This is a genomic window from Fodinibius roseus (assembly GCF_900129315.1).
In the GTDB taxonomy this organism is placed as follows: domain Bacteria; phylum Bacteroidota; class Rhodothermia; order Balneolales; family Balneolaceae; genus Fodinibius; species Fodinibius roseus.
This window is the reverse complement of the sequence record NZ_FQUS01000024.1, coordinates 40986-62712: the sequence shown is the minus strand read 5'-3', so window position 1 is coordinate 62712 and position 21727 is coordinate 40986. Positions and strand designations below refer to the sequence as shown.

The following is a 21727-nucleotide window of genomic DNA, read 5'->3' as shown; positions in this document are numbered from 1 at the left end:
CTGTTTTTGTCCGACGTAAGAATTACTTAAGTGATGTGTCCGGTTCAGCGGACAACCAAAGACCACCAATCGCAGGCAGTACGGCCTTAAAAGCGGAGGGAGGGGGATTCGAACCCCCGGTATCCGGTTGGGATACACACGCTTTCCAAGCGTGCGCCTTCGACCGCTCGGCCACCCCTCCAAAGAAGTGGCAAATATAGGCTAATTTTCAGGGGCATGCAATGTTAATTCGACATTTGCACCATCCGGGGATCCATTTAAAATCCAAAGGTGAAAATCTGCTTCGAATAGGTACGTACCGGCTGACCATTATTCCGGGCCGGCTGAAATTTCCATTGCAGGGCGGCATCGAGGGTCACTTCGGTAAGTCCGTAATTAATGGTATCAACGATTGTGAAGTCACGGGAATCAGGTCCCTCATAAAGACGAATTTGTTCAATAGTGGCCTCCTCTACCCTTCCGTCGGTACCCACCAGAAAATTTACCGTGATTTCTGCTTTGATGTTCGCTCGCTGTGCCGCTTCGGGCGTCGGCGGCTCTACAATTCGAATAATTCGCGGCGGTTGATCGGGGCTGCCCGCAACCGGTCCCTCGTCCCTGCCCTGATCACCGATAGTCGATTCGGACAGCGGGTCGGCATTTTCTGAAAACTGGATATCATCAAGCTCGGTAATCTCTTCTTCGATGATTTCATCCGTGGGTTCCGGGATAGGAGCGGTCGGCCTGGGGGGCGGGGGCGGACCGCTGACCTGGCGGGTCATCACAGCGTCTTCGAGCATGACAACATTCTCCGAAAAATCACGCTCGCTTAGTGACTGGTTGCGCGTAGCCTCCGCGGGCCAAAACTTGACGAATGCCAGGATGATAAGCTGGGCGACGATGATTGCAGACAGCATGCGAATCCTGTACTGCGAATCTTCCCGGAGATTATATTTGGAGCTGTCAGCCAAAAGAGAATTTTTAAAGTGAAACCCGAATTAAAATGAGGACACTGCTGCAAGCCTCCTAAAAATACACCGCTCACCGGTAGAAACCGGCATCCTGCTTTTAAGCAACGTTCATAATGATTCCAATTCCTCTTTCATTAACGAAAAAACAGCATCCTTTGATTCGGTCAGGGACTTGAATTGTTGAAGGTCGACCGGATCCAGCACAGAAATTACAAAACGCTGCTTGCGAGCAACCCTCCAGGCTCCCCGGGGCATGGCCTCATGTCCCCCTTTCAAAACGACAGGCAGGATGTTAAAATTATATTTCCGGGCCAGTTTAAATGCACCGTTTTTAAATTCCTGAATCTCCCCCGTCCTGGTTCGGGTGCCTTCGGGAAAGATCATGGCGGGAATACCAGCCTTAACCGGCGCCACCAGGGCATCCAGCTTCTTGGCAGATCTCATGCTTCTGCGGTCAATGGGCAACTGGCCGGTCATAAATATCATCCAGCCGAAGATGGGTATACGGAACATGCTTCTCTTTGCGACCCATTTCATCGTCCACGGCAGCATATATAACAGGGGCAGATCTAAAAAGCTCTGGTGATTGGAAACAACAATGGTCGGCTGTGATATCTTTAGCAGATCAGCCCCCCTGATGGCTATCGACCAGCCGGGGTTGGCCTTCATCATGATCCAGGCCAGTCCTTTGAGCGATCTGTTGGAGATCGTATGAAACCGGTCAAACGGGAACGTAAGGAGATAAAGTACCGAAACGATCACAAAGAAGCTGATAATACATACAGCCCAGTAGATCCATATGATGATACTGGAAATGGTCTTCATCATTCGGACTTCATAGTCCTTTCCTGCAGTACCTTGCGGATAAACCCATTGTTTTCCTGTAGTTGCTGCTCCGCCTCCCCCCGTTCCATCCCGGCCAGGATCATGACGAGAGCCGTCTTAACATGTCCCCCGGCTTTTTCAAGCCACTCGCCGGCCTGTTCGTAATCTACCCCGGTAAACATCATAACAATTCGCTTGGATCGCTCCTCAAGCTTCTGGTTCGCAAGCTGCAGGTCCACCATCACATTTTCATATACTTTACCTTTGCGAATCATGGCTCCGGTTGTGAGCATATTCAGGACCATTTTTTGGGCCGTCCCGCTTTTCATGCGGGTGCTCCCCATGATTACTTCCGGTCCCACAGGAATATCGATCATCACATCCACGTCTATGGTAATCTGGGAGGCGGGGACGGTCGTCACAAACAAGGTGTGGCATCCCGTCTCTTTTGCTTCTTTGAGAGCGCCGTGCACATAAGGCGTGCGGCCGCTGGCTGCTATTCCGCATACGATATCCCTGGAATTCAGATCAACGTCGCGCAGCGCCTCCCGACCGTTGGATTCATAGTCTTCGGCCCGCTCCTGAGATCTGAAGACGGCCTCTTTTCCCCCGGCAATCAACCCGATCACCTGGCCGGGATCCGTACCAAAGGTGGGGGGGCACTCGACGGCATCGAGGATTCCCAGCCGTCCGCTGGTCCCGGCCCCGGCATATATAAGCCGTCCCCCCTGGTCAAAAGCCTCCTTGATCAAATCAATGGCCCTGGCGATCGCAGGCAGCTTCTTTTCCACCTGCCCGGCCACCTTCTGGTCCTCGGCATTAATCAGCCGGGCAATTTCGAGGGAATCAGCCACGTCTATTTCCCGCGTATTCGTATTACGCTGTTCGGTATCCAGGTCCTTAAGCTGGCTGAAAAGCTTTTGTTTGTTTTCTTCCATAGTAAATATTTTAATAATTACCCTTTTTAACGATCAGTCCGGCTAAGAGCGTTAGCCTTTCCAGATCCGCTAACGGTTCAATCTGTTCTTTCTTGTTTGATATTTCTCATCGGTCATTTCCTGCCGCTTCCATGCGATCCAATCCGATACTCCTTCATGAGGCTTTGCCCGATCTGGGTCCCCTCATCCGTACCAACAGGTGGCCGGCATGCCCTTCAGCGGGCGACCGGACAGTAGCACTAAAACTATGACCGGCGCTGCCACCATTCGGAACAAGCGGTACCGGGATTCCCCGGTTTTGACTGAGCAGTGTCCTCATTAGCCGGGCCGGCACGTTTTTTTAGCAGTGAGGCGGCCAGGGCCTGTATTTCAACCTTGCTGCCGTGTGCGGCATCCAGCTTTTCGGCACTAAAGTGGTCGGGAACAAAATGCGTGTCGTAATCCCCCGCTGCAAAGGCCGGGTGGGTTAACACATATTTGCAAAACGGGATGGTGGTCCGGCACCCCGCAATCTCATACTCATCCAGGGCGCGGAGCATCCGCCGGATTGCGTGATCACGATTCTGCCCATATGCGCATAGCTTGGATATCATCGGATCGTAGCTGATCGTAACCGCCTGTCCCTCTTCAATCCCGGCATCCACGCGGATGCCATTACCCGAAGGAATGCGATGCTTGGTCAGTGTTCCGGTACTGGGCAAGAAATGTTCGCGGGGATCCTCCGCGTAGATACGGCATTCAACGGCATGTCCCTCCATCCGGATATCCTCCTGCTTAAAGGGCAACGCTTTGCCTTCCGCCACCAGGATCTGCATTGCCACCAGGTCCAGGCCCGTAATCAGCTCCGTAACCGGGTGTTCTACCTGCAGGCGGGTATTCATCTCTAAAAAATAAAATTTTCGGTCGGCATCCACCAGGAATTCGATCGTTCCGGCCCCCACATAATCGACCGCCCGCGCCGCGGAAATGGCCGCTTCCGCCATTTCAGAACGCAAATCCGGGGTCAACATCGAACAAGGAGCTTCCTCTATGACCTTTTGATGCCGGCGCTGGATAGAGCATTCCCGGTCAAAAATATGCACGGTATTTCCGTGTTCATCGGCCATAATCTGAAACTCCACATGCCGCGGCTGCACCAGGTACTTTTCAATATACACGCGGTCGTCGCCGAAGGCGTTGCGGGCTTCCGATTTCGCCGCCTTTATGGCCGCTTCGAACTCCTCCTCAGTCTCTACAATTCTCATTCCTTTTCCTCCACCGCCGGCCGCTGCCTTTACGAGTACGGGGTAGCCAATCTCATCGGCAACCTTCTTCGCTTCTCCGATCTCTTGTAACTCTTTTCGGGTTCCGGGAGGAAAAGGAACCCCGGCTTTGCTCATTAATTCGCGGGCCGCTGTTTTATCCCCCATCGTACGGATGGCCTCCGGACCCGGACCGATAAAGAGGATGCCCTCCTCCCGGCATTGCTGTGAGAAATCGGCATTCTCGCTTAAAAACCCATAACCGGGATGGATGGCATCGGCCCCCGTTTGCCGGGCAGCCTGAATGATATTGTCAATCACCAGGTAACTTTCGGAAGAGGCGGCGGGCCCCACATGTACCGATTCGTCGGCCTGCTGTACGTGAGGGGCATCCGCGTCGGGGGTGGAATAGACCGCTACCGTCTGTTTACCCAATTCCCTGCACGTTCGAATAACCCGCGAAGCGATTTCCCCGCGATTAGCAATTAAAATCTTGGTTATATCCGGCATAAATTCGTTAAATAATGTGAGTTTTAAGCATTTGCTGCCACTGTTGCCATTCGCGACTGGTATTGTTATCCCAAATATCCAGCTCGTGCCTGATAAACTTCATGCGAAGTACATTACTCATGCGACGAGCGTAATCTATGCGCGGATCGTGATCGTAACTGACCAGCCTGAAATCAATATTCCGTATCTTATTAAGCAACGACTGCCGGCTTATATTGGGAATATAATCTGTAGGATTATTGTAATACACATCGTCTTCGTAATAGCCATCCATAAAACCTTTAATATCATAAATGCCGCTTATACCGATAGCTTTATCGAAAGCAGAAGGATGTTTCAGCGCTGTGTTAAGTGCATGATATCCTCCCAAATCGGTGCCGGCGACAATCAAATAATCGATAGGGTTCTGATCTTTGATATAAGGCACTACTTCTTCCACCAGATACAATTCATACTGATGGTGGCGAACCAGCCGCCTGGCGGGAGGGGTCGTTGTATTTAAAAAACTCTCCCCGTCATTTGAAGAAACACAAAAGAGCTGGTTAAACCCATTTTCAATTTGATATGAAATGGCATCCACCATCCCGAACTCTCCCCATTGATGGCAGGAAGCTCCCCTGGTGGGCAGGCCGAGAACCGGGGTCCCGGACGATCCATAAATAACCAACTCCATATCTTTGCCAAGGCTGGGACTACGCCATTTTTTCACCTTTTTGTTCATTACATTCCTCTGCAGCTTAATAGGATATCTAACTATTATAGGTACGGAATATAACAGTTAGCGTTCTTTAGTGTAAATACAGATGTAAAATATCTTGCGGTATTGGTCAGGCCTTATAAAAGAGGGCTTTGAAAACCGCTGTTTTGCCAACATGCTGCATTTTTGCATTTCAACATCCTCACCTGTAGCCTATAATTGTACCGGGCCCATTTCAAAACCCCGGCATTCAGGGAGAGAAATAGGAGTTAGAAGTTGATTGCGTTTGTCTGTAACTTTATCCATCTATGTCAAACCAAGATAACCATATGGAAAGGATCCATCATTACGATATCAAGTATGAATTGGGATCGGGCCAGCACGGCACGGTTTATTACGCTACAGATACCAGGCTGATGCGTCCTGTAGTCATAAAGATTGTACACCCCAGGCGTGCTGCCGAAAAACATATCAGGAAACGCATACTCGAAGAAGCCCGTATTGCCTCCGCTATCCAGCATCCCAATATCAGTGCCATTTATGAGGTAGGGGAATATGAAAAACGTCCCTATATCGTCATGCAGTATGTGCCGGGACGCACGCTGAAGGAGCTCCTGGAAAAGGGTCCGCTGAACCTGCAGTTCGCCCTTTCCATCAGTATCCAGATTGCAGACGGACTGGCGGAAGCGCATAAAATAGGAATCCTGCATCGCGACCTGAAGCCGGCCAATATTATGGTGACCGACGGTGGACTGGTCAAAATCCTGGATTTCGGGCTGGCAAAACGAAAGGAGTCGCCGGAAACATTGCCGGTCACCCATGATCCGAATGGTAAGACCACTGCAGGAGAAGGACAAGAGCTTCAATCCTCGCGCTTTGGGACTACAGCCTATATGGCCCCGGAGCAGTTTGTTACCCTGAGAAGCAGCAAACAGTCCGATATATTTTCCCTCGGCGTCATACTCTATGAAATTATTACCGGCCGGCATCCCTTTTTGTCGTCCCGCCAGACTGATCAATCACTCATCATACACGCCATACGGTCCGGTAAGCCCACGGCTCCCACTGTGTACCGGGAGGAAGTTCCGGAAACCCTTAACAGCTTGATTCTGAAGGCTCTTGACAAACAGCCTTCCAATCGCTTTAAATCCGTTACCGAGCTGCACGAGGCCCTCAAGATGCTGATGAAAAGTATGGAGTTCGAACAAGGGATGATACCGGGTGAAAGCTCTGCCCTTCTTCCCTCACCCTCTCCACGGCAGCAGGACGGCAAGGGTAAAAAAGACGACAAGCGTACCGGTGTTTTTTCTATGCTCACCGAATTCTTTCTGCAGAAAGATGATGAAGATATCCCGGAAAATTCTATTGCCGTACTGCCCTTTAAACAGGTGGAAGGCAATGACCGAAACCGTTATTTCGGGCTGGCCATGGCGGATGCCATAGCTACGCGTCTTTCCCAAAATGCATCAGTGGCCATACGTCCCCCGGGTACCTTTTTATCCCTTTCCGACCAGTCGATTGACGATATCGAAGCGGGACACAGGTTGCAGACCGAATACGTGCTGACCGGTTCTTTTTTTACGGCTGAAGAAGGATTTACGCTCAACTGGCAACTGGTGGAGATCGCTACCAAAACCATACAGGCGGGCAATACTATTTCGGTGCCCTCTTTTGACCTCGTCAAGGTGCAGGGCGAACTGACCGACGAGATCTTTGAAACCCTCTTCAACCTCGGAAAATTGGAAGGGCGGCAGGAAAAGACATCGCTGGATAATCTCTCCATTGATCTGTCGGAACAATACCTTGAAGCACAGGCCCTGCTTTCCCGTTTTCTGTGGGGATCGAACAATCCCAAAGATCTCGGGGAAGCAAGGATTAAATTCGAGGAAGTCCTTGACCAGGCCCCGGATTTCGCCGCCGCTCACGGGGGACTCGGCCGGACACATCTGAATTATGTGACCAACGGGCTGGGGGGACCTACTCATTTCATGAAGGCCCAGCGGCACCTGGAGCGGGCGCTCGAGCTCGACCCGGACAATGTAGAGGCCAAACTACAGCGGGCCTACACCTACCTGTGGCGGGGCGAAAAAGACCAGGCCCGCCGGGATATTCAGTATTTGCTTAAACATAACGGCCGCAATTCCGAGGTTTTGCTGGGTGCCGGCATCATCATACAGCTGGACGGCCTGCACAGAGAAGCGCTGCGACTCCTGGGCCGGGCCCTGCAGAAAAACCCAGCTGCGGCCACCCAGATCTATAACCGGCGGGCCCGGCTGAACCACTACCTGGGACAGATGGATTTGGCATGGCTGGAAGTCAACAAAGGGCTCACTCTTGAGCCCGACCACTCGTTGCTTCGTACCACCGAGGGATATCTCTACTTCCGCGAGGGCGGCTATGAAAAAGCGATCCCCATTTTAGAATCAGTCATTGCGGACGATCCCAACCGGCGGGTCACCTATCCCACCCTGGCCATGTGTTATGTACGCAACGGAGAGCGGGAAAAAGCGGAAGCGCTGATTACCGACGAACTGCTGACCATCGCTTCAACCGACTGTGAAATGGCCTTCCGCCTGGCATCCTACTGTGTGGTCGACGGCAACAGCACCGAGGCGCTGCACTGGCTGCGAAAAGCGATCTACCTCGGGTACGAAAATTATCCCTGGATCGCTGAAAATCCCGTTTGGCAACCGATGCATGACGATGACGATTTTAAAGCTATTCTTTCGGACCTCAAGCGTGTTTATGAAGACAACGCCGGGCGATGGGAAAAATTCCTGGAGGAGTTCTGGGAGTAATCAAAAACAACCGCATCCACGGCTTCCGTGCAGGTGGATATATCCTCTGTTTCCTCGATACCGCAAACAACCGGCTCCGCTCCAAGCTTGCGCAAATCGACGGCCTGCTACTTTAATTGGGAAAAAGTGCGTGCTAAACGAATTATATTATGGCCATAAATTCAATTTTCTTAACTTAAGGCGGTGTTACTTATCGTGACGTTACCAATATTCTTATCCACCCAACCCATTGAACTAATAACGCTTCCGATCATGAAAAAGATACTGCTTATCCTTCTCTTCTGCGGATCTCTGCTCTCTGTCAGTCACTCTGCCTTAGCCCAGGAAACAAGAATTGGCGTCGGCGCCATACTGAATGATCCCACGGGGCTAAGTGCCAAAGCCTGGATAAGTGAGGACTTGGCTATCGACGGCGCTCTCTCTTTCAGTCTGGGGGAAGACATCTCACAAGTATACCTGCACACGAATGTCCTGGAGCACCGGGACATGGTTATCGATAATTTCCAGCTTTATTATGGACTCGGTTTGCGACTGTTATGGACCGATGTGAGTGATGATTTTGTTACCGGACTCCGTGTACCGGCAGGTACGGTCTACTCCATCGAGGATTCTGATCTCGAAGCCTTCTTTGAACTCGCTCCCATCATCGACTTCAGCCCGTATTTTCGCTTTCATTTTGCCGGGGCGCTGGGAATGCGATTATATCTTAATTAAATAGAAACTACTGTTGTAACATATACAGGAGGTGCACTGTAGCTCTCCTCCTGATAGAGGCTTTGAAAAGCCAGGAATTTTGGCCAATACAACCCCTGAACGCATTCAAAACCGCAGCATAGGAAGGCATAGTGGAGGATGTTGAATGCGCGAAAATGCAGAGATCGGCCAAAAGAATGGTTTTGCAAAGCTCTCTATAAATAAAGCATTAGCTAAAGTAATCGCTTCAAAGATGAATAGACGCCTCCGCAAAAAAGCCAAAGAACTGCATGTCGATAAAATTAATCGTCATATTTTCCTCTGTGCCGACCAGACAAAACCCAAATGCTGCAAAAAGGAGATTGGCCTGAAAGCATGGAAGTTTCTCAAAAGAAGGCTGAAAGAGTTAGAACTGGATGGGGCCGGCGGCATCTACCGTACCAAAGCCAACTGCCTGCGCATCTGTAAAAAAGGTCCCGTCGCCGTCGTTTATCCGGAAGGCATATGGTACCATTCCTGCAAACCTGAAGTGTTGGAACAGATCATCCAACAGCACCTGATCAAAGGGGAGCCGGTCAAAGAGTATATGTTTGCGGAACAGCCGCTTACCGTAAATGGTGAGCATAAAAAGCCCTCGACTGATTAAAACCTACTTCTATGCCGAAAACCAAGATAATAAACTCCGGAATGAATCCCCTGGTCAAAGGCATCCTTTATCTTATGGGGGGACTCCTGGTACTGCTGCTTATCCTTCAGATTTTTATTACTTTTTTTGCCGATGACTATCTGTCAAGCAGTCTTAAAGAGCAGGTTCGGCAATCCACCGACAGCACCTACACGCTCAGTTTCGAGAATCTCAACCTCAACGTTTTTTCGGGCTCGGCCACCATCAGCAAGGCTCGCCTGCAGGCCGACACCTCCGTATTTTCGGGCCCTTCCTCATCGTCCGGCGGTCCCCCTGACAAGCTGTTTGAGGGAACCTTTGAGGAGATTGAAGTCACAGGAATGGATCTGTTTTCTTCGCTCACGGGCGATGAACTCAGCATTGGTACTATCAGAATCAGCAGGCCTGATATATCGGCACTCAGGAATCCCCACAACACCGGGATATCGAAAGACAGCAGCCGGTCCTCTTCCCTGGATTCGACGATTCTTGCCGCAATCTCCGGCCAGTACCGGGCGATTGAGATAGGCGAACTTATTATTCAGGAAGGGTACGGAACCTTCACGCAATCCGGTGATACGATTTCATCCCTCGGTCAGCTGGATCTTTCCCTCCGTAATATCCGGGTTGATTCGGCCTCCGCACAATCCGGACGCATCTTTATCACTGATGAGATGGAGGCGGAGAGCGGGAACTTTATGCTAAAGCTGTCGGACAGCCTGAATGTGCTACGTTTTGACCGGCTTTCCATTTCTTCCGACGACGAAACCATAAGCCTGGACTCTCTGCAGCTTGTCCCCCGCTACGGAAAGCTGGAGTTTGCCCGACGACACGGCAGTACCATTGACCGCATTGCCCTTACCATTCCCGACATGCAGTTTAAAGGCCTCGATTTTTCCCGCCTTGTCGATTCTGCCCGCGTCTATGCCCGTTACGGTCACATTCAGCGTCCCGAGCTTGAGGACTACCTTAACCGCGGCATCGCCGGGGGTCCCCCCACCTCCAAGCCACTGCCGTTCATTGCCTTTCGTGATCTGAAAACGCCGGTCAAAATTGATTCCCTGCGAATTGAAGATGCCTACATTTCCTACAGCGAATATGTAGGCAACACGCCGAGGGCCGGCACGATAACCTTTGAAGAGACAGATGCTGTCTTCCGGTCGATTAGTAACTATCCCGAGGATACGAAAGAGGGTATCACAACTACGCTGGATGCCGAAAGCCGGGTAATGGGGATGAGCTTACTCGAAGCTCATTTCGAGTTTCCGATGGATACCGGGGAGGGGTTTCACAAAGTCAGCGGACAGCTGCAGTCTGTTTCAATGCCTGCCTTCAACCGCATGTTAGAACATGTTGCTTTTATACGAGTAGACCGGGGACAGCTTAATAGCCTCGAGTTCGAAATGACGCTGAACGAAAACCAATCCAGCGGTACGCTTGTAATGAACTATGAAGACTTTAAAATTTCTGTGCTCGACAAACAATCCATACAGCAGCATGGACTGCTGGAAAATCTCAAGAGCTTTGTAGCCAATAATTTCGTGGTCAGAGCCAATAATACCCCGGAAACCGGGATGCGGGCAGGACGTATTCGCTTTGAACGGGATACAACCAAATCGATATTCAACTACTGGTGGAAGAGCCTGCTGAGCGGAATAAAGAGTACCATCCGAAAATAATTTGAGCGTCGCACAGCTCCCGGCACAAACTTTATGCGTAATACGGCTGAAACCGGTTAGTAGAAACGTTATACTCCGGTGTATCATTTGGCTGAATCCGGGTGGTTTTACTACGATATTACTTATATTCATCCCCCCAAACCTGAACGCGTATCGCTCTGCCACTTCCCCGAAGGCCATTTGGGACACCAAGAACGATCCTCATTATTCACCGGTGGTATCATAGGTGACATCCAGACTTTCATCCCGGACCAGGTCGTTATCCCGCACCTCTTTTAGCTTCTGCTGCAGCCGCTCCCGGAATGCAGCCACAATATCCTCGTACTGCGGGTTCCCGGCCAGGTTGTTATACTGCTGCGGGTCGCGCTCCATATCGTACAGCTCCATACCCGATCCCGCGTCTTCATCATACTGGATATAGGCCCACTTCTCGGAGCGAAGCAGGTACGCAAATCCTCCCCCCCACCGGTGCATCGAAAAGGCGGCCTCCCGGACCTCGTGGTCCGGATCCTCCAGCGTTTGTACCAGGCTCTTGCCCTGCAGGTGCTCCGAATACTCCAGTCCCGCCATTTCCGCGACCGTGGGATACAGGTCCAGCAGCTCCACCAGCGAATGGCTGACCGCCGGCTCTTTCCCCGGGGCTTTGATGATCAGCGGCACCCGCACCGACTCCTCATGCAGGCCCACCTTCATCCAAAACCGGTGCTCGCCCAGGTGAAAGCCGTGGTCGGAGGTAAAAATCACAATCGTGTTTTCCTCGAGCCCTTCCTCCCGAAGCGCCTGCAGTACCTTCCCCAACTGGGCGTCCATATACGAAACCGCCGCGTAGTAGGCGGCAATCGCTTTTTTCTCCTGCTCGGGGCTCATCTGCCCGTTCACGCTGGTCACATAGTTGATGCCCCGCTCCGGGATATCATCCCAGTCTCCCTGAACCCTGGGCGGCAGTACCATCTCCCGGTAGGGATACGGCTCAAAATATTCCTTTGGCGCTACAAACGGCACGTGGGGACGAAAAAAGCCCACCGACAGGAAAAAGGGCTGCTCCGTTTCCGCGTACGCCCGGATCAGCTCCGAGGCCTGCTCCGCCGTGCGCCCGTCCGTATGCGGCTGTCCTTCCTCGGCTTTGACAATATTCATCAGGTTCCCTCCGTTGACTCCCTCCTCGCGCAGCACCGGGCGCCGCCCGTAGGGGTTATTCTGGACCAGCTCGCTGTCCCCCTCGGCATGAACTTCCGGGGCCGGGCTGTTGTAGCGCTCGTCCCAGGAAGCCGGGTCGTCGGCCCCGTGGCGCCCTTCCATGATATCCACCGAGCCCATATGGAAAATCTTACTGACCCGCGCGGTCCGGTAGCCGTTTTCCCGGAATAGCTGGGCCCAGGAGTTTCGGTCGGGTCCCACGTTCCGGCGGCCGCTGACGTAGCCGTAGGTGGTGGTCGCGCTCGGGTAATACCCGAACATCAGCGAGGCCCGCGAGGGCCCGCACACCGGGTACTGCGAGTAGGCCCGCGTAAACCGTGTGCCCTCGGAGGCCAGCCGGTCGATATGGGGCGTGGTCCCTAATTTATTACCGTAGGAGGAAACCGCCGTGGTGGTCAGATCGTCGGAAATAATGAACAGCACGTTGGGACGGTCCTGCCCGGGCTGCTGTTGCTGGGCCGTGGCTGTTGGCATTGATGGATGGAGGGCCAGCAGCGCTGCTGCCACCGCGAAAAAAGAAAAATGATTCATTACGCTATGTTGACCTTGGATGAATTATTATACCTGATCTCTGAACCAGCGAGTTTACTGGCTATCCTTTCCTTTGCTAATAATTTGACTTTGAATCCGCTGCATTTGCCGGGCATATCGTTCTCCCAATTTTGCTGCAGAGGGACTGTCAAAATGGGTTCCATCCCCTTTATGCACCAATCCTTCTGAAGAAGCTACGCCCGTATAGGGAATTTTGTCCGACGCTTTTGCAAGTTCCTTGTTAATATTTTCACTCGTGGTTATGAATCTTCCCAATTCACCTGCGACAAAAGGCAATTCCGGATTATTGACTTCTGTTCTAAGGCGTTCGATAAGGGTCGTTAATTTTGCAACATATTGAGACGCATTACTGGGATCTTTGTCCGATTCGCCCTGGTGCCATAATACTCCCTTTATTACGCCGGATTTCATTGCCTCTTTTATTCTGACAAGAGCGTCGTCATAGGGATGTGTTTTTGTCTTTTCATCAAATGCTCCCGGTTTCCACAGATCAATAGAGGTTCCCCCGACAGCAGTCGGAACGAGCCCGATTTTAGTTCCCGGATTCTCTTCCGCCATTTTAATTCCGAACGATAACCCAGGGCCTACTCCTATAACAGATGGCTTATCAAAATGCAATGGATGCTGGGCAACTACCCACTGATTATCCTCCTTCAGCATGAGAACCCGGGAATGCCTTTCATTTTTAAATTCTTCGGTTATCTCTCCTCTCCCCGCCATATTGGACTGGCCCATGAGAAGATAAATATGGAAGTCAGGATCTGCATTTTCTTGAGCATTTGCATAAAATGTAAAGGTTATAAAAAGAGCAATCGTAAGATAAATTTTAAGTACCATTTTGTTTAATTCCCAGAGAACACAATCATTTTAGTTATTGAGAATCATCGAGTAGATTGGGTTACCTTACGTTCACTCGCTTCATAAACAATTTCTATGCCATACAAAAAATTATCGTAGCCTTAGGTGGTGGTCGCCCTCGGTTGATACTCCAAAAATAAACGGCGCCCGCGAGGACCCACAAATCCACTGCTGCACGTAGGCCCGACTCCTTCGAGAACAACCGGTCACTATGGAAAAGTGCCTGGAAGTATCTCTACTTATAATACTAATAATTTTTATTTATTCAGAAATAAGTTGGCTCTTCGTTGGAGATTCAGGAGCGGGCCAATTCAAATATTTGTGAAGGAAACGAAAGGTTCCTTTTCCGTTGATCTCGTGCCCGCCTTTAAAAATCTCAAGCTCTGCACGCTCACTAATCCCCATCATATCATACCAGCGTTCTACCTTTCCGAACTCCGAAGCAACCATTTCATATGGGGCTACCCCATCTAAATAACCATCTTCAACCATAAAGGGGCGCGGAGCTATCATCGCTGCCATTTCTGCATGGGTAAATGTATTCCCCATGTTCCATTCATAGATCCCTATCGAATCTTCCCAATAATAAGAGTTTGAATAGTTCGTACTGACGGCCTTGTTGAGCCAATCGTTAAAATAAGCCGAGCTGACCACAACGCTGTAATCTTTCAGCACGACGGGGACCCGTAATGCCGTTCGTCCACCCCAGCTTTTACCATAGAGAGCAATACGATCCCGGTCTACATAATCACGGGATTTAAGAAAATTCAGAATTTGCTGATGTTGGGGGATAATGATGGAATACACACTCTTTTTTAAGGCTGTGGCTTTTCTAATATTAAACTGATAAGGATTATACGGAGCAAATACTACAAAGCCACGGTTTACGAGCGCATTAAGTACATGATGATAGCTTTCTACCCTGATAGAGGTTGTCGGTAATCCCCCAATGCCATGTTGCATAACGATAGCGGGTCGTTTATCATCGGGATTTATATTTTTTGGGACAGCTAAAATACCCCAGGCATTTACGTCCGGCCAAACATCCAGGGCTACCTCATATCCTTTCCAATTTTCCTTATCATAAATCTGGCGTACCCGGGGATTCAATGGCAGCAAATCTTTGTCAATTCTGCCTACCAAATGATCGTAGAATTGCTTTCGATAAGGTTCCATACTCCGATCCCAGGATTGAGGAGATGACAGATCTCCTTCTAAAAACTGATACCGTCTGCGGTCAGCCGTGGGTATCATATCCTGGATATAGTCCTCCATGTTGTAAAAAACCCGCCGATGCCGCTCCCCGGGATCCGTCGGACGATGCATCGTTACCGAATTCAATAGTTTGTCCGGTACTGAGTCGGCAGCATTAATACCCAAATGATCAATAAAAACGCGCAATGCTTCATCGGTCCCATGCCCCACGACATTGTCAATCAGCGATACGTCTGGTTGCAATGAACTTTCATTCGGGAAAAAATTATTAAGTTTTTTTATTTCACTCTTTATTTCATTCGTAGAAGGGGTCCTCAATTCTCCCGCAAGCGCAAAATCTCTCTGTCCCTTTTTTACAGGAAGAGGTTCCTTAACGCCGGGTACAGGAGCAGCTTCAATTAGCAGGCTCCTCGGAGTGATTAAACTTGCCATTTCAGCATCACCGAATTCGGTCAGTAATCCCCAAACATTTCGATACACAGGTTCACGCCAAAGCTGCTTGCGAGAACCGAAATAGCCGCTTACCCATGCCGCATCAATACGGGTATCAAGAGCAGCAGAATAAAAAGCAAGTAATCCGCCTTCTGCATACCCCATGACTCCGATTTTCTCATCGGACTTACCGGTCTTGTTTTTAACCAGCCAATCTACGGCAGCCAGCACCTTTTGGACCTCCATTCCGATGATGTGGTGTCCCATGACGTAGCTCTGCCGCCAGATCCACTCTCGATGCGTTATATTACTCCATCTGGATACCGAATAATCATCCAAATTTTGCCAGGGATGTGCAGGAATTAACTGATCCCTGCCGGAATGCTGCGTTTTCCGGTTTATGATAGTCGGGATTAACACCCGAACTCCCTTTTCAGCCATTTTGAGAGCCGTGCCCGGCCCCTCTTCTAATCCGGCATAGCCTTCCGGCGTTTCATCTGCATCGGGGATAACAACAGCTGATGCCCTAATGTCACCTTTGGGTATTAATAGCAGACCTTCGGATTTGAGTCCTTCATGAATGGTCCATTCTACCTCGTATATTCTGCTTTTTTCTGTATCGGCAATTATAACCCCATTACCCGGATCACCCTTTATTTCCAACGTCACATCAGAAATGGTATCTGTAGCTCCAATCATCCTCCGGAGATCATTCCTGTTGTGATCAACCGAGACGTTATAAGCATGTGGAGAATCAAATTGCCGATTCCAGTATTTCTCCCGGTCCCCTATTACCTCTGACGTGTATCGAGTCAAGAATCGATCAATACCCGCATTAACGCTCTCGGCCATCTTTTCTTCATATTCAACATCATAGGGTTCATCAAAAAAATCTATCCGATCGGCCTGTGCCACCGCATCCGAATAGTTCATTAACAGCAGCATACCCAAGGTTAATAACCAAGGGATACCATGTTCAGTCAACTTATACTTTTCCAATATTATGAGGTTTTTAATGGTTCATTTTTGATCCTGCCCTATTTAACAACATGTACAATCAATAAGATGGAGAGGGGATGCGCCTCTCCAGTGAGGAACTTATTAATAATGGGTAGAACTATGCGAGATAGTACTCGCACTTTCTACCCATTCTCAGAAAGCTGATTGTTCCGACAACTACTATTCCCAACCGGGATTCTGTTCCAGGTTGCCATTGCTCAGCTCAATTTCACTTCGCGATATGGGATTAAGATAATCACGGTCCAGCTTAAATCCGTATCCGCCGGGAATTCTATCCTGATAAGGGTCGAGAAATCCGTTGGCATCCACGGGGTAGGTATCGCTGTCCAGCTGAGAAGCCTTCAACCCCTTGGGCCGCTGGCCGACAATCAGTTCATCCGCCGCAGCCCAGCGTGCGATATCATCCCAGCGAAATCCTTCTGCCGCGAGCTCGACCCGGCGTTCACGCCTTATCTCATTTATGACGGGCGACAATTCTGGAAAATTCCATTCGGGGTCATTCGAAATATCTGAAAGCACCAAATTAGGCATATCCACCCGGTCTCTCAGTTTTTTGATGGAATTGTTGATATCCTGCTGGGTTAGGGTACCGAGTTCGGCCTTGGCTTCCGCAAAATTCAGCAGGACTTCCGCATACCGGTAAATAATGGAGGGGGATTCTTCAAACTGGGGCGTATGATTTTCCATACGCGGGTCATAGCCCTTTCTAATAACATAACCCACGGGATTTCTTCTATCCGTTGCGGTATTAAGTTGTTCATAAAGGTTATTATAATGCACTACGGAATCTTCATAGACCATCCACGGGGCGCCAGGGGTGGCAATGGTTTGTTCAAAGCGGGGATCGCGGTTTTGCTGTTCCCGGCTCAGATCATTATATCCCTCAAACTGGGAACTAACCGTAATCGGCTCCCCATCGACACATAAGTATACATCAGCTAACTGTTTGGTAATCCCATTTCCCTTAGGATACTCCATTGAGTAATTAATCTGTCTTCTAAAAGAACCTTCTCCCTGTCCCAACTCATTATTAAATTCCTTCCAAAACATCACCTCGTCATTCGAGGCGTAATTATACCGTTCGGTGGCAAACAGATCATAATAGTCCGTCTCAGGATTGCCGGTTGAATAGATGTCGTAAAGACCCGATTGCATAATTTCGGTCGTGGCCTCCACCACCTTGTTAAAATACTTTTCGGGCTGCGGGTTATCGACCCCAAAGGGTGTACCGTCATGGTATTTCTCCCAGGTACCCTCATAAAGAGCTACCCGGCTTTGAATCAAAAGAGCCATCCACCGGTTTACCCGCGAAGCCCCATCCGTTCTCTCGGCCGTAAGATAAGTGGCCGCAGTATCCAGATCCGCAATAATATTATCAGCCACCACATTTCGGGGGTCCCTGGATTCGTAAAGCCTGGGAGATTCGGGACCTACGGTGGTTTCCAGCCACAGGACATCACCGTAGCTTCTCAGCAGGTCAAAATAGATGAGTGCCCGAAAGAAATGGGCCTCGCCCACATATTGCCGGTACTCCTCGAAGTCCGCATTTTCTTCCACTTTCCCATAGTGGTCAAAGAAGTAATTGATATCCCGGACATCATCATAGAAAATACCTCCCCCGTCGGAAAGAACCCTGGTGCCCTCCAGCCTGCTATTGATATCATCACTGACCTGGTTATCGGTTCCAAAATCTTCCCCCCATGCGCCGTAGATTGGAAAGGAGTCATCATCATAGAATTGATTGACGTAAGCCTCCAGATCATTCGGTTTTTTAAAGTACTCCTCAGATGATATTTGATCTTTGGGCGTTCTCGTCAAAAAGCCATCATCACAGGCACTAATAAGAACGCTAAACGCGATTAAACCGATAACTGCTTGTAAATATTTCATAACTGATAGATATGGATAATGGTTCTAAAATTCTAAGTTAACACCAACCGAAAGCGTACGTGATATCGGATAAATAACGCCCGACCTGTTATATCCGCCTTCTGATGGTTCCGAGGCAATGGCTGTCTCGGGGTCCATTACTTTGGGCAGCGATTTAAGGGTGAGCAAATTCGAGCCCGCAAAATAGATCTTGGCGCGTTGAATCTGAAACCTGTTTAACAAGGTTTTGGGAACCGAATACCCGACTCTCAGGTTCCTTAACCGCAGGTACGAAGCATCGAGAACATATTTGGACTGGGTTTGATGATTTTTGGAGGTCTCCCCGCTGAAATATGGCTTGGGGAAATACGCATCCGTATTGGGTCCCAGCCGGCCGGCGGCATCTGCCGGTCGCCAGTAGTCCAGATTCTTCGATCCTTCATATATTCCTGAACCGTTGGGGGAGGAATTCAAGCCCCAGAAGATTAATGAATTTCCCGGGTGGTAGTCACGCTTGCCTACGCCCTGCCACAGCATACTGAAATCAAACCATTTCCAGTTGAATCCGGCCTGCAGGCCAATATTATACCGGGGCGTCGTATTCCCAATCACGGTCAGGTCCCCGTGATCATCCAGGGTTCTCGACCCTTCGGAGATAGCGCCGTCCCCGTCCAGGTCCACATACTTCATGTCTCCCGGACCCCAGCTGCTGTACAGTTCCGACTGGTCGGGCATCTCCTCCCCTTCGGACTGGATAATACCGCCGGTCTTATAGCCCCAGATTTCCCCGACTTCTTTCCCCTCATACCAGGTGTCAATCAACCCGTTTTCATTTTTATACTCCAGGATAGTTGTCTTATTATCCCCCAGGCTTGCCCTGACGTTATAAGAAAAATCAGGGGAAAGGCGATCGTTCCACCCCACTGCTATTTCATAGCCCCTGGTCTCCAGCGTAGCGTTATTCATTTCCGGGGCACTTGTGCCCAGTACTCCCGGGAGCGACTCCGACGGACCAATCATATCACTGGTTTTCCGGTTAAACCAGTCAAATGTTACATCGAGGCGATTGTCAAGGAACTCCGCATCGAAACCGACATTCGTGGTCGTTATGGTCTCCCACGTCAGGTTATTGCTAATGAGTCCCGGTGTGGTTGCATAGGGAGGCCGCTCACCCCCGATAATCCAGGGGGCCTCGCTTTGAACGGACACATTGGACAGGTACATATAGTTATCAACCTGCTGGTTTCCCAGGGAACCGTATGAAGCCCTGAGCTTCAGGAAATTGACATATTGTTCTACCGGTTCCCAGAAATCCTCTTCTGAAATCCGGTAGCCAACGGCACCGGATGGAAATAACCCCCACCGGTCGTCCTCGGCAAACCGGGAGGACCCGTTGTACCGGCCGCTGATTTCAAGCAAATATTTTTCATCATAATTATAATTCAAACGACCAAAAATCCCGCGGGTCGCCCAGTGAGACTGAGCATCATCAACGGAAGTCTCCCCCAAAGAGGTGCTGATGGAGGGTACTTCTGTTGTTATCAACTCACCTCCCCGGCCATATAGATTGGCGTAGGTATTATCCTCCTGCTCAAAGCCGACCAACGCCTTGAAATAATGGTTTTCGAGGCTATTTTCATAGGAAGTGCGGACGTTGAATTTCCTGTAATTGGGTTTGGCAAACGTCACCTCATGGGCGGTACCCGGCTTACCGATGTTGTCAAACTCCCCGTTTCCAAGTTCCACCATCACCGGCTGCGGATTTCGGGTATTACGGAACTGTTCCAGGTTATAATTGTAGGTAAAGGTAGTCAGCCAACCCTCCACCGGCTCGATCTCCGTGCTCAAATTCAGCCAAAAATCATTATTCTCCGTCTGATCTCTTCCCGCATCCTGCAGGTTTCGTATATGACCATGCTGTATGCTCCCGTTGATATTATACTTCGGGGTCATGGGACTGAAGTTCATCATATTCACGAAAAACCAATCTCTCTCCGCGGTCGTTATCCCTATAGGATAATCCGTTTTTGACTGGATGAATTTGCTGCTCAAATCGATACTAAGCCAATCGGTGACGTCCGTCGTAAGATTCGCCAGGAAATTGTACCGCTTGTAATAATCATAGCCGTAATTATAAATGCCATTATCTTCGTTATAGCCGGCTGACAGAAAATACTGTATATCCTCACTGCCCCCATTGACGCTGAGATTATGCTTCTGCCCGAAGGAATAGTCCTTCGTAAACTCATCGGGCCAGTCGTAATTGGCATTCCCCTCGTCTCTTCCCGCCCACAATGAGGATATGGGATTCTCCGGGTCGTACTCATACGGGAAATCCCCATTGATATAGCCTTTAATCCGCTCCATCTGCTCATCCGAATAGACGGCCGCTTCCCCCGCATTCTGTGCAGCCTGGTTAAACGCCGTTGCCCACATTAATGAACTTTGCTGGTGGGGCAGTGCGATGGGAGAATCAAACGACAAATTATTGCTGTACTGAATACGGGCATCCTCGCCGGGACTTCCCTTTTTAGTTGTTATCAGAACTACTCCAAAGGCGCCCCTGGAGCCATAAATGGCGGAGGCCGAAGCATCTTTCAGCACAGAGACGCTTTCGATATTATTGGGATTGATATTGTTGGGATTCATTTCTACCCCGTCCACCAGAATAAGGGGGGAATCATCTCCGCTGATTGATCCCATGCCCCGGATATTCCAGTCCGGCGTTGATCCCGGCTCGCCCCCGCGATACCCCATGCTAAAATTCAGGTTGGGCGAGGTACCCCGCAAAAGATCGCCCACATTGGCCTGGGCCCTGTCATCAAGGTCCTCCCCTGAAATCTCATCGATCGAGCCGGTAATATTTGCTTCCTCCTGCGTACCGTACCCAACCACAACCAGCTCGTCTCCAAGGACAGCTTCGGGCGTCAATAATATCTCTATACTTGTACGTCCCGCAATGGGCACTTCTTTCGATTGATAACCGATATAAGAAACGACCAGCGTATCCTGCAGTGACGGAACGTCTAACGAAAACTCTCCTTCCGCATCGGTTGCCGTACCGCTGGTGGTTCCCTTTATCATAATATTCACCCCCGGAAGCGTCTCCCCGGAGTTCGCATCAAGAACCTGTCCCGATACCGGTTCCACAGCAGCTGGTGCCGGCGCTTCGGGCACGTTTTTCTCCTTGATTACAACCTGACCGGAAGGAGAAGCCAGTACCTCCAGGTCCGTGCCTTCAAATAACTTCTTAAAGGCATTAATAACGGTTATGCGATTCTCCGACATATTGATGCTCTTGTCAGGCAGCTTGCCCCGGTCATATGACAATCGCACACCCGCCTGGTTGGCTAATTCAACCAGTGCCTCTTCCAGCGGAACCTCATCATAGGAGACCTTGATGGTTTTGCTATACAACCAGGTGGTGTTGCCATTGGAGGCATACCATTCAAGGGGCGCAAAATTTTCCGCATGGACCCGCTCCTCCTGCGCCCATCCCGATTGAAAAAACAGGAACATACATACGATGCCCAGCAAAAAGAATCTTCCTTTTTTCAGCTTACTAATTTGCATACGATTACACATCTTT

Annotated in this window: 14 protein-coding genes and 1 tRNA gene; 4 read left to right on the top strand and 11 right to left on the bottom strand. The window is 50.0% G+C overall.

Going from position 1 to position 21727, the window contains the following annotated elements; translation table 11 throughout:
* Window positions 1-93: 93 nt before the first annotated feature.
* From BUB16_RS17700 to BUB16_RS17675, 6 genes are all read right to left on the bottom strand, one after another.
* Window positions 94-181, bottom strand: a tRNA-Ser gene (locus BUB16_RS17700).
* 76 nt (window positions 182-257) lie between these two features.
* Complete coding sequence (locus tag BUB16_RS17695; RefSeq protein ID WP_073067550.1) at window positions 258-950, bottom strand: energy transducer TonB; 693 nt, start codon at window positions 948-950, stop codon at window positions 258-260.
* Window positions 951-1058: 108 nt separating this feature from the next.
* Window positions 1059-1778, bottom strand: a complete 720-nt coding sequence (locus tag BUB16_RS17690; RefSeq protein WP_073067549.1) for a lysophospholipid acyltransferase family protein — start codon at window positions 1776-1778, stop codon at window positions 1059-1061.
* Complete coding sequence (gene murQ, locus BUB16_RS17685; RefSeq protein ID WP_073067547.1) at window positions 1775-2713, bottom strand: N-acetylmuramic acid 6-phosphate etherase; 939 nt, start codon at window positions 2711-2713, stop codon at window positions 1775-1777. Before murQ ends, BUB16_RS17690 begins: the two co-directional genes overlap by 4 nt.
* A 245-nt stretch (window positions 2714-2958) precedes the next feature.
* Complete coding sequence (gene accC, locus BUB16_RS17680) at window positions 2959-4464, bottom strand: acetyl-CoA carboxylase biotin carboxylase subunit (protein WP_073067545.1); 1506 nt, start codon at window positions 4462-4464, stop codon at window positions 2959-2961.
* Window positions 4465-4471: 7 nt separating this feature from the next.
* Window positions 4472-5185 carry an esterase family protein gene (locus BUB16_RS17675; protein WP_073067544.1) on the bottom strand — a complete coding sequence of 238 codons (714 nt, stop codon included), beginning with the start codon at window positions 5183-5185 and terminating at the stop codon, window positions 4472-4474.
* 284 nt (window positions 5186-5469) lie between these two features.
* On the opposite strand from BUB16_RS17675, the gene BUB16_RS17670 reads away from it, so the two are divergent.
* The 4 genes from BUB16_RS17670 to BUB16_RS17655 all read left to right on the top strand — a co-directional run bounded on the left by BUB16_RS17670 (window position 5470) and on the right by BUB16_RS17655 (window position 10995).
* Window positions 5470-7959, top strand: coding sequence for a serine/threonine-protein kinase (locus tag BUB16_RS17670; RefSeq protein WP_084088412.1), 2490 nt, complete (start codon window positions 5470-5472; stop codon window positions 7957-7959).
* Between the two features lie 252 nt (window positions 7960-8211).
* On the top strand, window positions 8212-8673 hold the full coding sequence (locus tag BUB16_RS17665; protein ID WP_084088411.1) for a hypothetical protein: 462 nt from the start codon (window positions 8212-8214) through the stop codon (window positions 8671-8673).
* Window positions 8674-8905: 232 nt separating this feature from the next.
* Window positions 8906-9298: a (2Fe-2S) ferredoxin domain-containing protein gene (locus BUB16_RS17660; protein WP_073067590.1), complete on the top strand. Its 393-nt coding sequence runs from the start codon at window positions 8906-8908 to the stop codon at window positions 9296-9298.
* A gap of 11 nt (window positions 9299-9309) precedes the next feature.
* Window positions 9310-10995 (top strand): hypothetical protein, encoded by a 1686-nt coding sequence (locus BUB16_RS17655; protein WP_073067540.1) that lies wholly within the window; start codon window positions 9310-9312, stop codon window positions 10993-10995.
* 204 nt (window positions 10996-11199) lie between these two features.
* On the opposite strand, the gene BUB16_RS17650 is transcribed toward BUB16_RS17655, so the two are convergent.
* From BUB16_RS17650 to BUB16_RS17630, 5 genes are all read right to left on the bottom strand, one after another.
* Window positions 11200-12666: a sulfatase gene (locus tag BUB16_RS17650; protein ID WP_073067589.1), complete on the bottom strand. Its 1467-nt coding sequence runs from the start codon at window positions 12664-12666 to the stop codon at window positions 11200-11202.
* Window positions 12667-12777: 111 nt separating this feature from the next.
* Window positions 12778-13581, bottom strand: a complete 804-nt coding sequence (locus tag BUB16_RS17645; protein ID WP_073067538.1) for a sialate O-acetylesterase — start codon at window positions 13579-13581, stop codon at window positions 12778-12780.
* Between the two features lie 282 nt (window positions 13582-13863).
* Complete coding sequence (locus tag BUB16_RS17640) at window positions 13864-16248, bottom strand: alpha/beta hydrolase family protein (RefSeq protein ID WP_170864455.1); 2385 nt, start codon at window positions 16246-16248, stop codon at window positions 13864-13866.
* A 180-nt stretch (window positions 16249-16428) separates the two neighbouring features.
* On the bottom strand, window positions 16429-18159 hold the full coding sequence (locus tag BUB16_RS17635; RefSeq protein WP_073067536.1) for a RagB/SusD family nutrient uptake outer membrane protein: 1731 nt from the start codon (window positions 18157-18159) through the stop codon (window positions 16429-16431).
* A gap of 24 nt (window positions 18160-18183) precedes the next feature.
* The gene (locus BUB16_RS17630; protein WP_073067535.1) at window positions 18184-21711 is read right to left on the bottom strand and encodes a SusC/RagA family TonB-linked outer membrane protein; all 3528 of its coding nucleotides are present in this window, start codon (window positions 21709-21711) and stop codon (window positions 18184-18186) included.
* Window positions 21712-21727 lie beyond the last annotated feature (16 nt).

Bases quoted from the DNA above. Each gene is read 5' to 3' on its own strand.
- BUB16_RS17690 (WP_073067549.1), bottom strand. From the start codon at position 1,778: ATGATGAAGACCATTTCCAGTATCATCATATGGATCTACTGGGCTGTA.
- murQ (WP_073067547.1), bottom strand. From the start codon at position 2,713: ATGGAAGAAAACAAACAAAAGCTTTTCAGCCAGCTTAAGGACCTGGAT.
- accC (WP_073067545.1), bottom strand. From the start codon at position 4,464: ATGCCGGATATAACCAAGATTTTAATTGCTAATCGCGGGGAAATCGCT.
- BUB16_RS17675 (WP_073067544.1), bottom strand. From the start codon at position 5,185: ATGAACAAAAAGGTGAAAAAATGGCGTAGTCCCAGCCTTGGCAAAGAT.
- BUB16_RS17670 (WP_084088412.1), top strand. From the start codon at position 5,470: ATGTCAAACCAAGATAACCATATGGAAAGGATCCATCATTACGATATC.
- BUB16_RS17665 (WP_084088411.1), top strand. From the start codon at position 8,212: ATGAAAAAGATACTGCTTATCCTTCTCTTCTGCGGATCTCTGCTCTCT.
- BUB16_RS17660 (WP_073067590.1), top strand. From the start codon at position 8,906: ATGAATAGACGCCTCCGCAAAAAAGCCAAAGAACTGCATGTCGATAAA.
- BUB16_RS17655 (WP_073067540.1), top strand. From the start codon at position 9,310: ATGCCGAAAACCAAGATAATAAACTCCGGAATGAATCCCCTGGTCAAA.
- BUB16_RS17650 (WP_073067589.1), bottom strand. From the start codon at position 12,666: ATGCCAACAGCCACGGCCCAGCAACAGCAGCCCGGGCAGGACCGTCCC.
- BUB16_RS17645 (WP_073067538.1), bottom strand. From the start codon at position 13,581: ATGGTACTTAAAATTTATCTTACGATTGCTCTTTTTATAACCTTTACA.
- BUB16_RS17635 (WP_073067536.1), bottom strand. From the start codon at position 18,159: ATGAAATATTTACAAGCAGTTATCGGTTTAATCGCGTTTAGCGTTCTT.
- BUB16_RS17630 (WP_073067535.1), bottom strand. From the start codon at position 21,711: ATGCAAATTAGTAAGCTGAAAAAAGGAAGATTCTTTTTGCTGGGCATC.